Source organism: Campylobacter sp., from assembly GCF_052169515.1.
In the GTDB taxonomy this organism is placed as follows: domain Bacteria; phylum Campylobacterota; class Campylobacteria; order Campylobacterales; family Campylobacteraceae; genus Campylobacter_A.
Map to the genome: position 1 here is coordinate 16,521 of NZ_JBQNCH010000002.1, position 13,103 is coordinate 29,623.

At 36.1% G+C, this 13,103-nt stretch carries 14 protein-coding genes; 7 read left to right on the forward strand and 7 right to left on the reverse strand.

What is annotated here, in order from left to right; genetic code table 11:
* The first annotated feature begins 5 nt into the window (after positions 1–5).
* From ACTTKV_RS00700 to ACTTKV_RS00720, 5 genes are read left to right on the forward strand one after another with little or no spacing between them, the layout of a single operon-like run.
* Positions 6–851, forward strand: coding sequence for a tetratricopeptide repeat protein (locus ACTTKV_RS00700; RefSeq protein ID WP_442548767.1), 846 nt, complete (start codon positions 6–8; stop codon positions 849–851).
* A gap of 54 nt (positions 852–905) precedes the next feature.
* Positions 906–1,532, forward strand: coding sequence for an FKBP-type peptidyl-prolyl cis-trans isomerase (locus tag ACTTKV_RS00705; RefSeq protein WP_442548849.1), 627 nt, complete (start codon positions 906–908; stop codon positions 1,530–1,532).
* A gap of 9 nt (positions 1,533–1,541) precedes the next feature.
* The gene (gene fabD / locus ACTTKV_RS00710; RefSeq protein ID WP_442548768.1) at positions 1,542–2,471 is read left to right on the forward strand and encodes an ACP S-malonyltransferase; all 930 of its coding nucleotides are present in this window, start codon (positions 1,542–1,544) and stop codon (positions 2,469–2,471) included.
* Complete coding sequence (locus tag ACTTKV_RS00715; protein WP_442548769.1) at positions 2,468–3,151, forward strand: 5'-methylthioadenosine/adenosylhomocysteine nucleosidase; 684 nt, start codon at positions 2,468–2,470, stop codon at positions 3,149–3,151. Before fabD ends, ACTTKV_RS00715 begins: the two co-directional genes overlap by 4 nt.
* The gene (locus ACTTKV_RS00720) at positions 3,148–3,906 is read left to right on the forward strand and encodes a tRNA 2-thiocytidine biosynthesis TtcA family protein (protein WP_442548770.1); all 759 of its coding nucleotides are present in this window, start codon (positions 3,148–3,150) and stop codon (positions 3,904–3,906) included. The genes ACTTKV_RS00715 and ACTTKV_RS00720 overlap by 4 nt, the downstream gene beginning before the upstream one ends.
* A 129-nt stretch (positions 3,907–4,035) precedes the next feature.
* Here the strand turns inward: ACTTKV_RS00720 and recO are convergent, their stop codons facing one another.
* The 7 genes from recO to bamA all read right to left on the reverse strand — a co-directional run bounded on the left by recO (position 4,036) and on the right by bamA (position 10,707).
* Complete coding sequence (gene recO / locus ACTTKV_RS00725) at positions 4,036–4,650, reverse strand: recombination protein RecO (RefSeq protein WP_442548771.1); 615 nt, start codon at positions 4,648–4,650, stop codon at positions 4,036–4,038.
* The gene (locus ACTTKV_RS00730) at positions 4,651–5,574 is read right to left on the reverse strand and encodes a tRNA dihydrouridine synthase (RefSeq protein WP_442548772.1); all 924 of its coding nucleotides are present in this window, start codon (positions 5,572–5,574) and stop codon (positions 4,651–4,653) included.
* Positions 5,571–6,569, reverse strand: a complete 999-nt coding sequence (locus ACTTKV_RS00735; RefSeq protein ID WP_442548773.1) for a LapA family protein — start codon at positions 6,567–6,569, stop codon at positions 5,571–5,573. The genes ACTTKV_RS00730 and ACTTKV_RS00735 overlap by 4 nt, the downstream gene beginning before the upstream one ends.
* Before the next feature lie 9 nt (positions 6,570–6,578).
* On the reverse strand, positions 6,579–6,935 hold the full coding sequence (dksA, locus tag ACTTKV_RS00740) for an RNA polymerase-binding protein DksA (RefSeq protein ID WP_442548774.1): 357 nt from the start codon (positions 6,933–6,935) through the stop codon (positions 6,579–6,581).
* Between the two features lie 13 nt (positions 6,936–6,948).
* Positions 6,949–7,404 (reverse strand): 23S rRNA (pseudouridine(1915)-N(3))-methyltransferase RlmH, encoded by a 456-nt coding sequence (locus tag ACTTKV_RS00745; protein ID WP_442548775.1) that lies wholly within the window; start codon positions 7,402–7,404, stop codon positions 6,949–6,951.
* Between the two features lie 2 nt (positions 7,405–7,406).
* Complete coding sequence (accD, locus tag ACTTKV_RS00750; protein WP_442548776.1) at positions 7,407–8,324, reverse strand: acetyl-CoA carboxylase, carboxyltransferase subunit beta; 918 nt, start codon at positions 8,322–8,324, stop codon at positions 7,407–7,409.
* Between the two features lie 127 nt (positions 8,325–8,451).
* Positions 8,452–10,707: an outer membrane protein assembly factor BamA gene (bamA, locus tag ACTTKV_RS00755; protein ID WP_442548777.1), complete on the reverse strand. Its 2,256-nt coding sequence runs from the start codon at positions 10,705–10,707 to the stop codon at positions 8,452–8,454.
* Positions 10,708–10,796: 89 nt separating this feature from the next.
* Between bamA and ACTTKV_RS00760 the strand changes: the two genes are divergently transcribed.
* Positions 10,797–11,627 (forward strand): prephenate dehydrogenase, encoded by an 831-nt coding sequence (locus ACTTKV_RS00760; protein WP_442548778.1) that lies wholly within the window; start codon positions 10,797–10,799, stop codon positions 11,625–11,627.
* A 62-nt stretch (positions 11,628–11,689) separates the two neighbouring features.
* Complete coding sequence (locus ACTTKV_RS00765; protein ID WP_442548779.1) at positions 11,690–13,060, forward strand: M23 family metallopeptidase; 1,371 nt, start codon at positions 11,690–11,692, stop codon at positions 13,058–13,060.
* Positions 13,061–13,103 lie beyond the last annotated feature (43 nt).

Consider the following 13,103-nt stretch of genomic DNA (forward strand, 5'->3'; position numbering starts at 1 on the left):
TAATAATGAATAAAAAAATAATTATAGCGGCTCTTCTTGGGGTCGCTATTTCTATAACTACTTCAGCTCAAGAAATTTCAGTATTCGATGCAGGCAATATGGATAATGCAAATCCATATGGACTAACCGATAATGAAAAAGCTACCCTAAACAATAAGAGAAGTGTTCAAAATATTGAAGAAAATATGAATAATATTTCGGAGCAACTTCAAGGATTACAAAGCTTGATCGAGAGTATGAGTGCTAGGATGAATAAGCTTGAGCAAAGAGTGAATGAGTTAGAAACTAGAGTAAATGGCGGCATAAGTGATTCTGGTGTTAGTTTAACTTCATTAAAGGCTTACGTTGATGAGACTAGAGAGATCCAGGATAGAAACTATAAAAACATTACTGCTACCTTGAATAAACTAGGTGCAATAATGGATAAAAATGCTGCTCAACCAAAACAAAACTCAAATCCAAAACAACAAAATAAACCAACTTCAAATTTTAGCGGTAAAAGCGACAAAGATATCTTGTCTGATGGGATTAAACTTTTAAATTCTGGCAAAAGTGCAGAGGCTGCTGAATATTTTGAATACTTAAACAAAAAAGGCTATAAAACCGGTGCTTCAAACTACTACTTGGGTGAAGTCGCATATAGTCAAAAATCATACAGTACCGCTATACAATACTACAAAAAAAGCATACAAAGTGAAGACAAGGCTGACTACACGCCAAAACTTTTGTATCATACAGCTATAAGCTTTGATAAAATAGGTGACACGGAAAGTGCAAATAGATTTTATAAAGCTTTAAAAGTCGGCTATCCTGATAGTAAAGAAGCCAAAGCTTCTCCTAATAGAAATTAATTTTAATCTTTTTTAGATATAATCTCGCATTAATCAAAACTAAATTCCAAGGAGATTATTGTGAGTAAAGATCAAGTTATAACCATGTTTTATAAGTTAAAGGATGCCAATACTGGTGAAATTCTTGAGTCAAATATGCAAGAAGGTGGTCAAATTTCTTTTATAACAGGACGTGGCCATATTATTGAAAAGCTTGAGGAAGAAGTAAGTAAATTAAAATCAGGCGAAAGAGCTACTATAAATATTAAGGCTGCTGATGGTTGTGGTGAATACAATAGCGAAGCTATTCAGTCACTTCCAAAGGAACAATTTGCTGGTATAGACTTACACGAAGGTATGGAACTTTTTGGTCAAAATGAAGATGGTTCAAGTGTTCGTGTAATAGTTAAATCAATAGCTGATAATGAAGTAACAGTTGATTTTAACCACCCATATGCTGGCAAAGACTTGTTGTTTAATGTTGAAATTTTAGAAGTTAGAGAAGCAACCGAGGATGAAAAAACTACTGGTATGGTAGCTGGTGCTCATACTTGTGGTTGTGGTGGACATGATCATGAGCATGAGTGCTGCGGTGGCCATGGACATGGCGAAGGTGGTTGTGGTTGTGGTGGACATGATCACGATCACGATCACGATCATGAGCATGAGTGCTGCGGTGGCCATGGACATCACCACCATTAAGAGATCAAGATGAAGAAATTTGCTTTTATTTTTGCGGGTCAAGGCTCGCAAAATATTGGTATGGGAAAAGATTTTTATGAAAATTTTTCTGCAGCCACGTTGCTTTTAAATGATGCTTGCAATAACACAGGCATTGACTATAAAGAGCTTTTATTTACACAAAACGACAATCTGGATAAAACAGAATTTACTCAACCAGCTATTGTTTTAAATTCGCTGATGAGTTATTTAGCATTTTCTGATTTCATTAAAGCCAAGCCAGAGTTTAGTTTAGGCCATTCACTGGGTGAATTTACTGCTCTTGCAGTTAGTGGTGCATTTAGCTTTTTGGATGCTATTAGGCTTGTAAATTTACGTGGGAAATTTATGCAAGAAGCTTGCATGGGTAAAGATGCTGGCATGATGGTCGTGCTTGGTCTTAGTGACGAGGTTGTTGAGGAAATTTGCAAAAATGCACAGAATGAGGGCTTAAAAATTTACGCTGCAAACTACAACTGCGACGGCCAGATAGTAGTAGCTGGCGTGAGGGCCGATCTCGCAAGTTATGAGAGTAAATTTAAGGAGGCTGGAGCAAAAAGAGCCATGCTTTTAAATATGTCTGTAGCCAGTCACTGTCCAATACTTGAGCCTGCTAGCAATAGATTGGCTGGAGAGCTTGAAGGTATTTTGTCTACGGATTTTGCCCCAGTCGTCTCAAACGTAAATGCTAAAATTTATACCGATAAAAGTGAGGCATTGGTTTTGTTAAAAGAACAGCTAATAAAGCCTGTTTACTACAAACAAAGCATCAAAAATTACGAAAGCAAGGTTGATTGTTTTATCGAACTTGGTGCTGCAACACTAAAAGGTATAAATAAAAAAATTACCGATAAGCCAACTTATAGTGTCACTGATATGGCAAGCCTTGAAGAAGTTGTGAAAATTTTGGAGGAAAGATGATAGCGATACTTGGAGCAATGCAAGAGGAGATAATGCCTATTCTTGAGATGGTAGGTGAATATAAAACCACTCAGTATGCTAATAATAAATTCTATGAGGCAAATTATAAAGGTAAGGATTTAGTTATTGCTTATTCAAAGATAGGTAAAGTAAATGCTGCTATTACTGCAACTTTAATGATAGAGAAATTTAAAGCCTCAAGGCTACTTTTTACTGGTGTTGCTGGCTCGCTTGATGATAAGTTAAAAATAGGCGATATGCTTTATGCTACTAGTCTTGTTCAGCATGACCTTGATATCACTGCCTTTGGACATCCATATGGCTATGTGCCAGGAACTAGTGTATTTGTAAAAAGCGATGAGAGTTTAAATGAGCTCGCAAAAAAAATTGCTAGCAAAAAAGGCATGAGCTTAAACGGTGGTATTATTGCAACTGGTGATCAATTTATCTGTGATAATGAGAAAAAAAACTGGATTAAGAAGATATTTGACGCAAGCTCTACAGAGATGGAAGGTGCGAGTGTTGCATTAGTTTGTGAGACACTTGGCGTGCCATTTTTTATATTGAGAGCTATTAGCGATGGAGCTGGTGATGCGGCAGAGTTTGACTTTGATACATTCTTGCTAGACTCGGCAAATGTGAGTGCAAAATTTATACTTGAAATGGTAGAAAATCTATGATAGATCTTAGTAAGAGACTTCTAAGACAAGTTGGTCAGACAAATGCTAGATATAAGATGATAGAGGGTGGAGATAAGATATTGCTTGGCCTTAGTGGTGGTAAAGACAGCTTGGCTCTTGCTCATACTCTAAAGCATATTCAAAATGTCACTCCAGAGAAATTTGAGTTTAAAGCAGTAACACTAAGCTATGGCATGGGCGAAGACTACGCATATCTTACCAAACACTGCAATGAACATGGTATAGAGCATGAAGTAATAGATAGCTCGATATTTGAAATTTCAAAAGAAAAAATCCGTAAAAATTCTAGCTTTTGTAGCTTCTTTTCGCGGATGAGAAGAGGCTATCTTTATACTTATGCACTAAAACACGGCTTTAATAAACTTGCGATTGCTCATCATTTAGATGATGCTGCAGAGAGCTTTTTTATGAATTTTACTTACAATGGTGCTCTAAGAACGCTTGCTCCGAAATATACTGCAAAAAATGGTATCGTTGTGATTAGGCCATTTATATTTGTTAGAGAAAGACAACTTCGTGAAAATGCGATCAAAAATGAGCTTAGGGTTATTGGCGATGAGGCGTGTCCAGCGATGAGGTTTGATGTAAAGATGCCACATGCTAGATATGAAACAAAACAGCTTCTGGCAAATTTGGAAAAAGAAAATCCAAAGCTTTTTGTCTCACTCAAAGCAGCATTTGAAAATATCCACAGTGATACATTTTTTGGCCTTAATGAAGGTAGCGAAGCGTAAAACATCTCTTGTAAATTTGCTTGCTCTCTATAAAAGAGCAAGCTAAAAAATAAAAATTTACCAGTCTTATTTTTTAGTAAGTTTAATTTTTATCTTTTATATACATCTTAAAATTTGCTACAAATAAACCTAAAGCCCATCAAGTAAAATTTTATAAAGACGGTTGATTTCATCGTCATTTAGTTCGATTGTGCTTTTTGTATCAAATAAATTTTTAATTTTGCCGGTATTAAAGTCACTTCTATCAAGACAGTGCTTATGCGATGGCAAAAAGCCTCTAGTTAGGCAAAGCTCACTCTCTATCTCTTCGTCACAGATAAAGCATTCAAGTTCGCTATGAAGCCTACCCTCAAATTCTAAAATTTTAACATAGCTTTCTATTATAAGGCGTTTGGGATTTTGCAGTTGCATTTGTCTGGCGCAGCGGTCAAGCTCATTAAAGTAAATTTCATCAAGCTGCTCAACCTCTTTAAGATGGTCATAAACTAGACGCATAAACTGCTGCCAGATGATAAGCTTGTCACGCTCAAGTAGCCACTTAAATCCAAGATGAAGTATATTTCTAATCTTTGGTAGAAATTTTGCCTCTTGCTCAAGCTCAAAGTCGATCTTGTAGCCTGTCATGATGTTTGAGTGTCTAGCTCCAAAAAATCTATATGATTTAACGAGTAAATTTGGAGTTAACACAAAGACTAAAAGGTCTTCGTCTCTAACCTTTTGCACACGCAGGATATAGCCTTGCATCTAAGCAAAAAACTCCCTTATGCACTCTCGCATCACACTCACGTCTTTGATAAAATTTACCTCATTTCTAAAAGTGGCAGCACCGTCTATGCCTTTGCTGTATTGGTGCAAATGTTTTCTAAAAATACAAAGTCCATGTTCGCCGTAATGCTCTATCATTGCGTCAAAATGAGCTAGGATGATCTCTTGTTTTAGTGTTTTGTCGACACTGGTTTTTGTTTTTATCTCGTGAAATATCCAAGGATTGCCAATGCTTGCTCTGCCTATCATGAGCGCGTCACATTTTGTGGTGTTAAAAATTTCGTCTGCGTTTTGTGCGTTGATGTCGCCATTTGCGATGACTGGTATCTTAACGCTCGTCTTTACTCTAGCGATTGCCTCGTAATCAACCTTTGCAGTGTATCCACCAGCTCTAGTTCTACCATGTACTGCGATATAGTCTGCGCCAGCTTCTTCGCAAGCCTTTGCGATTTTCTCTTCGTTTTTGTCATTAAACCCAAGCCTAAATTTTACACTTAAACTTTGTTTGTTTGAAGCACTTTTTACAGCTTGGATTATATTTTGAAGCTTGTCTAGGTCATTAAGCAAGGCTGATCCTGCACCTTGCCTCACAACCTTTGGTACGGGACAACCACAGTTTAAATCAATGCCGTAAATTCCATCAAATTTATTGATTATCTGCACAGCTTTTTTTAAATTTTCCACATCGCTGCCAGCTATCTGAACTATGTACGGCTCTTCATTTGGGGATTTTTTGAGCATTTCTAGTGTTTTATCGCTACTTTCATAAACTAGAGCATTTGCACTAATCATCTCACTAACAGTCACATCGCAGCCAAATTTTTTAACCACGCTTCTTAATGGCAAGTCAGAAAAGCCAGCAAGCGGTGCTAAAAAAAGTGGCTTTTTACTAAAGTCTATCATTTAAAAAATAGCGAACTAGGTACCATTTTGCCATTATCTCGCAAGAATAGTAAAACTTTTATCTCTTTAAATTCATCAGGATCGCTACCCTCGATAGCTTCTCTTACTTTATCAAGCATTTGAAGCTCAAATAGTGCATATACGTAAGCTTCATCAGCATCAGCATGAATACTTTTTAACTTTTCAAAAATTCCTATAAACATATCTGGTTTGAGTTTATTTTTAAGTATTATCGCAGCTTTATCATACTGAGCTTTTGTCACTTTGGCATTGTTTAAAAGATCAAAAATTTCATCACTACTTAGATCTATCTCGTCGTTTACGAAACGAGTGATTATTAGCATTATATCTTCGCTAGAAAGCTCGGGATTTAACTTTTTGATCTCATTAAACTGTGCTGTTTTTATGAGTTTGTTAAACGCTGCTTTTTTAAGACTCTCGTTTGGTTCTGTATTTTTGAGCAAATCAATATAATAGGTAGGAAGCTGTTCGATTTTGTTTAGTTCATTTAAGATATTTAGCTTGCTATCTTTTGCTAGTCTAAATTTTTTTAAATCGACGATTTCATTGCCCTTGATGCTTTTGATAGTTTGTAATATATTGTTTATCTCAGCATCATCAACACCAATATCCTTTAGCTCGCCCCATGGTGATATAGAACGAGTAACCTGTGAGGCGATCTTATAGGTGTCAGTCTTGAAGTCTTTGTTGCTCTCAAAACCAAGAAGTACTTCTTTTGCTAAATCTTTATAAAGCTGACTATCTTTTTTGATCCATTTTTTATATCTATAAAACGTATATCCATGATAAGAGATATGAAGTAGTGCAAGTATAGCTAAAAGAGCTACTGGAAGAGATATCCAAATAGCTACCGGTAAGGTTATAGCTTGACCTAAAAATTCAAATGTGTAGTCTGAACTATTAAGAGAGTAGGTAAGTGCTGCGATAACTATAATGTAGATTATGCAATAGACGAGAAATTTTCTAGTTTTCATATTTTCTCCTTAGTTTTTTGCTGTTTTTTCTATTATTTCGCGACATGATATACAGTATCTTGCATGTGGTTTTACTTTTAGTCTAGGCATACTGATCTCTTCTTCGCACATATCACAAATTCCGTAAGTCTTATTTGCTATCTTCTCTAGTGCCTCATCGATCTCTGAGAGTTCTGCTCTTTGTTGTGTGGAGATAGTCTGCTCGATTAACTGATCAGTATTTACGGAAGCTATATCAAACTCATCGCTTACGCCACTATCTCTTAAGCCACTTACCTCAACTGATGAATCATAAATATTTTTTTTGATTTGTAGTTTTCTCTCTTCAAGTAATTTTTTAAAAAAATTTAGTTCGTTTTGAGTCATTTTTATAATTCCTTTATTTGTGGTATGGATGATTTGCGTTTATGCAAAGTGCTCTAAAAATTTGTTCAAAGAGTACGAGTTTAGCAACTTTATGTGCCATTGTCATTTTACTCAAGCTTATGACTTTTTGTGCCTTGCTTTTTAAATTTTGGCTAAGTCCATAAGCTCCACCTATGAAAAAATTAATTTGTGAATTTGATTTTAAAATCTGAGCAAATTCCTGGCTATCAAGCTGTGATCCATTTTCATCAAGCATTACGCAAAAACCTTTTAAGCTCGGCTCATAAATTTCATCATAAGCTCTTAGTGCCTCTTTTCTACCAGTACTTTGAGCCTTTGCTATTTTTTCATTAAATATAATTTTGTCATTTATTTTGGCAAATTTCGTACTCATTTTTATATATTCTTGTATCTCGTTTTCAAAATTATCGCGCGTTGATTTTTGAATACTAAAGACCGAAATTTCCAAGCTTAACCTTTAGTTTTTAGCTTTAATTCAAAACTATTTTCGCTCTGGCTTGTTGTCATTTCTTTTTGACATGTAGCTTTATTGTTTGTAAGAAATTTAACCATATCACTGATATATTTTTTATGCTCACTTCTTGGTACTATATCATCGATGAGTCCATGTTCTAGCAAAAACTCAGCTCTTTGAAATCCTTCTGGCAAATCAGCACCTATGGTTTGCTTGATGACCCTTTGTCCAGCAAAGCCTATTAATGCACCAGGTTCAGCAATGATCAGATCTCCAAGCCAAGCAAAAGAGGCACTGACGCCACCCATTGTTGGGTCTGTAAGCACAGAAATATATGGTAGTTTCGCCTCATCAAGTAGTTTTAAAGCCGCTGAAGTCTTTGACATCTGCATCAAAGAAAACGTGCTCTCTTGCATTCTAGCGCCACCTGAAGCACTCACCACAACTAAAGCTTGACGCTTAGTAATTGCACGTTTGATTGCCCTTACTATCTTTTCTCCCTCAACTGATGCTAGTGAGCCACCCATAAAGCTAAAGTCAAAAACAACTAGCTGAATTTCTTGGCCTTCGCATTTGCCCTCTCCACAAATGACTGAGCTTGTGCGTCCAGTTTTTTCTTTATTTTCTGTAATTCTTTTTTTGTATGATTTTTTATCGACAAAATTTAATGGATCAACTGGCTTTAAATTTGCATCAAATTCAATAAAGCTACCTTCGTCGCAAATCAAATTTATGCGGTCATCAGCTTTTAACCTCATATGATAGCCACATTTTGGGCATACATTAAAGCAAGCTTCAACTTCTTTGTAATACATCAGCGAGTGACAGTTGTCACATTTTACCCAGTGTGTAGGTGCCTCTTCGGGACGAGGTTGGGTTTTTCTTATTTTTGAAAAAATATCTGAGAAATTCATATTTTTACCCACTTATATTAAAAATTGTGGGATTATATCTAATGTTTACCTTGCTTTTTCTTATATGATTTAAAGTTGTGTATATGTAGGGACAAAAAGGGGCTGCCTAGCCCCTTATATTAATATTTTAGAAGCGTCTTCCGATAGTAAATTCAAAAGTATTTGTGTCATCACCTTCTTTAGGTTTAAGAGCTTTTGCAAATATTAGTTGAAGTGGTCCGATCGGAGTTATCCACTCGATACCTGTACCAACTGATGATCTTTTGATCTCATTTAAGCTATTTTCGCCTATCATGCCGTAGTCATAAAATAAGACTCCACGCATTTTGACGCGCTCTATTATAGGGAAGCTTATTTCAGCCGAGTTATTAAATGAAGTTTCGCCACCGTATTCGTAATAATCGCCATTGTATCTTACTTTTGGAGATACGGTTCTGCTCTCATATCCGCGCAAGCTTCTTATACCACCAAGATAAAGCCTTTCATTGATTGGGGTGTAGCCTCTTTCCCAAATTTTGCCAAAGCTTGCTTTGTATCTTAAGATGAGATCGTAGTCGATGTACTCTCTAAGGCCTAGATAGTAGTTGAAATTTGTGCGATTTTTAACAAAGTCCATATCACCGCCAAGTCCAGCTATCTCAAATGATGTGCTAGCTATGATACCACGTCTTGGTAGGTAGTAGTCATCAGTGCTATTATAAGTTAGGGCTGGTGTTACAGCACTTTTTATAGCTTTGCCTTGTCTGTAAATTTCTTTACCAGTTTTCTGATTTATATCTCGTAGTTCATTGTCTTTTAATTTAATTTTGCTTTGTTCGATGTTATAAGTAAGTGAAGCGCTTAAATTTCTAGTAAGTTTTCTACCAAGAGTTGTACTAAAGCCGTAGCTACGTTCCTCGTATGTTGTCCAGTCGTAGTCATTTGCATAAAGTACTCCGCCAAGACTATACTCTGAGTCAAAAATTCTTGGGTTTGTAAGGCTTATTTGGCCAGAAAGCTCATTGTCGCTTTTATCAACGCTTATTTGTCCTTGAAGTCCAGAACCAAAGATATTTGTGTCAGAAAGTGCCGCATTTAAGAGCAAGCCATCACTGCTACCATATCCGATGCCGCCGCTTATCGAGCCAGTTGAGGCTTCTTTTACTTGTACTTTTAGATCGACTGTGTTTTTATCAACTGGATCTTCTTCTATTTCAACATCATCAAAATAGCTTGTTCTTTTTAGTGCATCTTTTGAGTCTTGAAGATCGGTTCTGCTATATAAATTTCCTTCGGTTAGATATAGTTCACGTCTAACGACACGGTCAACAGTTCTATCATTTCCTGAAATTTGGACATTTCTTATATATACTTTTTCTCCAGGATCGACTTCATAGTCAATATCAACAGTTTTGTTTTCGTCAAATTTGTCAGTCTTCGGATAGACTTTTACAAATGCATAACCTTTATCGGCTACCATATCATCAAGCTTTTTCATGTCTTGGCGGAGTCTTGCTGAGTTCATCGTGTCGCCAGCTTCAAGTCTAAAGTCATCTATAATCTTTTTAGTATCAAGCTCTAGCTCTTCAGGTGCTGTAATACTTACATTTGAAACCTTGTAAGGTTCACCCTCATGAATATAATAAGTAAGATCGGCTGTGTAGTTGTCAAATGATGAATTTAGATAAGGCGATGAAACAGTCGCATCTAGATAGCCTTTTTGGAAATATTTATCTTGGATTCTTGCTGGGTCGTTTTCAAGCTCAAAAAGTTTAACTTTTCCATCGTTTCTACCCCAGAACCAGCCCATAAATTCTCTACTTTTATTTGCAACCACTGGCTCGATATCATCATAGTCAAATTCTTTCGCTCCGACTAAATTCACATTTTTGATTATCATATTTTCGCCACGATTTATGTTGAGTGTTATAAAAAGTGAGCTGTCGTTGTCTGCAACTGGTTGTTTTTCTACATCAACAACGGTATCAAAATAACCCTTTGACTCATAATACTGACGAATTCTCTCTTTTGTTTTTTCAATTGTAAGTTCGTCATACATATTGCCCGGTTTGATATTAATCAGTGATTCTATGGCGGTTTTGTCGTTTGTTACAACGCCTTTTAGATCGACTCTAGCAACACTTGGTTTTTCTTTTACAACTACTAAAAGATTACCATTGCCTGTATCTTCTATATAGATATCGTCAAAATAGTTTTGTTTGTATAAATTTGTAATCGCCTTATCGCTAGCTTTTGGAGTTAGGTCTTGACCGACTTTTAGCCCCATTATCTGGCTTGCTACCTCAGGTGAAAGGTGAATTAGACCTTTGAAATTTATTGACTGGATTGTTTGTGCGCTTAGGCCACTGAAAGCTAATGCTAATAAAAATAACTTCTTTTTCATTAAATTTAACCTAGAGTTTTAGTATAAATGCGTATAATATCATATTTTATTTTTAAATAATTTAAATTTTATAATCTTGAAGGTTTTTTATGAAAATAGGTATCATTGGACTCGGTCTTATGGGTGGTTCGCTCGGACTTGCATTAAAAGATGAAAAACTAATCTCTTGCGTTAGTGGATATGATAAGGATGAAAATAATAGCAAGAAAGCATTAGAGCTTGGTTTGGTGCATGAAATTTTAAGCATTGACGAGATGAAAAAGAAGTGTGACATCATTTTTTTGGCCGTACCAGTAGAGGCTATCGTATCAATAGTACAAAATTTAACAGATATTAGCGAAAATACGACCATTATTGATTTTGGCTCAACCAAGCAAAAGATTATTGAGGCAGTGCCAGAAAAAATTCGTAAAAATTTTATCCCAGCTCACCCGATGGCAGGTACCGAGTACTCTGGACCTGAAGCTGCCTTTAAGTCACTTTATACCGGAGCTACGGTAATAGTTTGCGACTTTGCCGAAAGTTCAGAAAAGCATGTCAAAAGAAGTGTTGAGCTATTTTCTCATCTTGGAATGAGGATTATTTTTATGAGTGCAAAGGAGCATGATCATCACGTGGGTCTTATCTCTCATCTGCCGCATGCTATTGCGTTTTCGCTTGCTAGTGGGATTTTAAAAGAGGAAGACAAAAGGCATATTGTAGCTCTTGGCGGGCCTACATTTAAGGGCATGATACGTGTTGCAAAGAGCTCACCTTTTATGTGGAGTGATATTTTTAAACAAAACAAAGACAATGTCATTGAAGCTATAGGCATATTTGAAAAAGAGTTAAATTTGTGTAAAGACCTCATCAAGGATGAACGCTGGGATGAGCTTTTTGATTGGATGAATGAAGCTAGAACAGTTAGAGAAATTTTATAGTTAACTAAAAATTTATTGATTTATATGTAGAATTTCGTAAATAAAATTTAAGGTAATAATGTATGAATAGACGTGGAATTGGTGGTTTTGGTGTTGTTGTGATTTTGCTGATTTTGATCATTGCTGGTGGTTTTGGATATGCTTTGATGTCCAAGGATTTTGAGCGAAATGAGCCGATAATTGGCATTGCTGATAAAGTTTACTGGAATCTCCGCTCTCCTATGAATATCAAATTTAAAGACGATAGTGGCATAAAATTTGTACGCATTAGCATAAATGATGGTAAAAATGATCTAAATTTATTAAATCAAATCATACAAAATCCTAGCACCGAACTTGATGTAAATTTGACTTTTCCAAAAACTAGCTTCTTTGCTCAAAAAGTTACTTATGAGATGAATATTGAAGCGGTTGATACGAGCAAATGGAGCTTTTTTACCGGTAATAAAGCTAGTAAAAAAGTCGAAGTAGTACTTGATACATCAAAGCCTGATCTTTACGTGCTTTCACAGTCTTATTCTATTTCAAAAGGCGGTAGTGCGGTTGTGGTATTTAGAGCGACTGACAATCAACTAAAAGAGGTCTATGTTCAGACAAATTTTGGTAAGAAATTTAAGGCAGTACCATTTTACAAAGAGGGCTTTTATGCAGCACTTGTTGCTTGGCCAGTTCAGGTTGAAAATTTTAGCGCAGAAGTCATTGCTAGAGACTTTGCAGGAAATGAGAGCAAGTCTCACGTGAGATATTTTTATGAAAATGTAAAATATAAAACTTCAACAATTGCATTAAACGATAAATTTTTAGATGGAAAGATAGTTGATCTAACAGATCAATATGCAAAAGATCCAAGCTCACTTTCAAGACTTGAAAAGATGAGATTTGTCAATGAAACGCTTAGAAATTCTAATGAAGAAAAGATTATGTCTCTGACTTCAAATCCTGGTGATGAGATGCTAACTGGCTTTAGTGTGACCCCATTTTATCCACTAAGAAATGGTAAAAAAGTAGCTGATTTTGCCGATCACCGCTACTATACATATAATAATGAGCAAGTAAGTGAGTCTTGGCACATGGGAATAGACTTTGCAAGCGTGGCGGCAGCTCCAATAATAGCTACCAATGCTGGTCGTGTTGTGCTTGCATCAGAAAATGGAATTTATGGATTAAATATCGTGATTGATCATGGATTTGGACTTTATTCACTTTATGGACACTGCTCAAGCTCTAGGGTAAAAGAGGGCGATATGGTCGCTGCTGGCGATCAGATAGGCACTACTGGAACTAGCGGCCTTGCGCTTGGAGATCACTTGCACTTTGGAATTTTAGTCCAAGGCGAAGAGGTGAGACCTCAGCAATGGATGGATAAAAAGTGGATAAAAGATAACGTGACTAGTGTCTTAGATGCCGCAAAGGCAATGATAGATAAGAACTAAAAATTTGCAAAATTGATTTTTTAGTGCTATTATAAGCGGATTA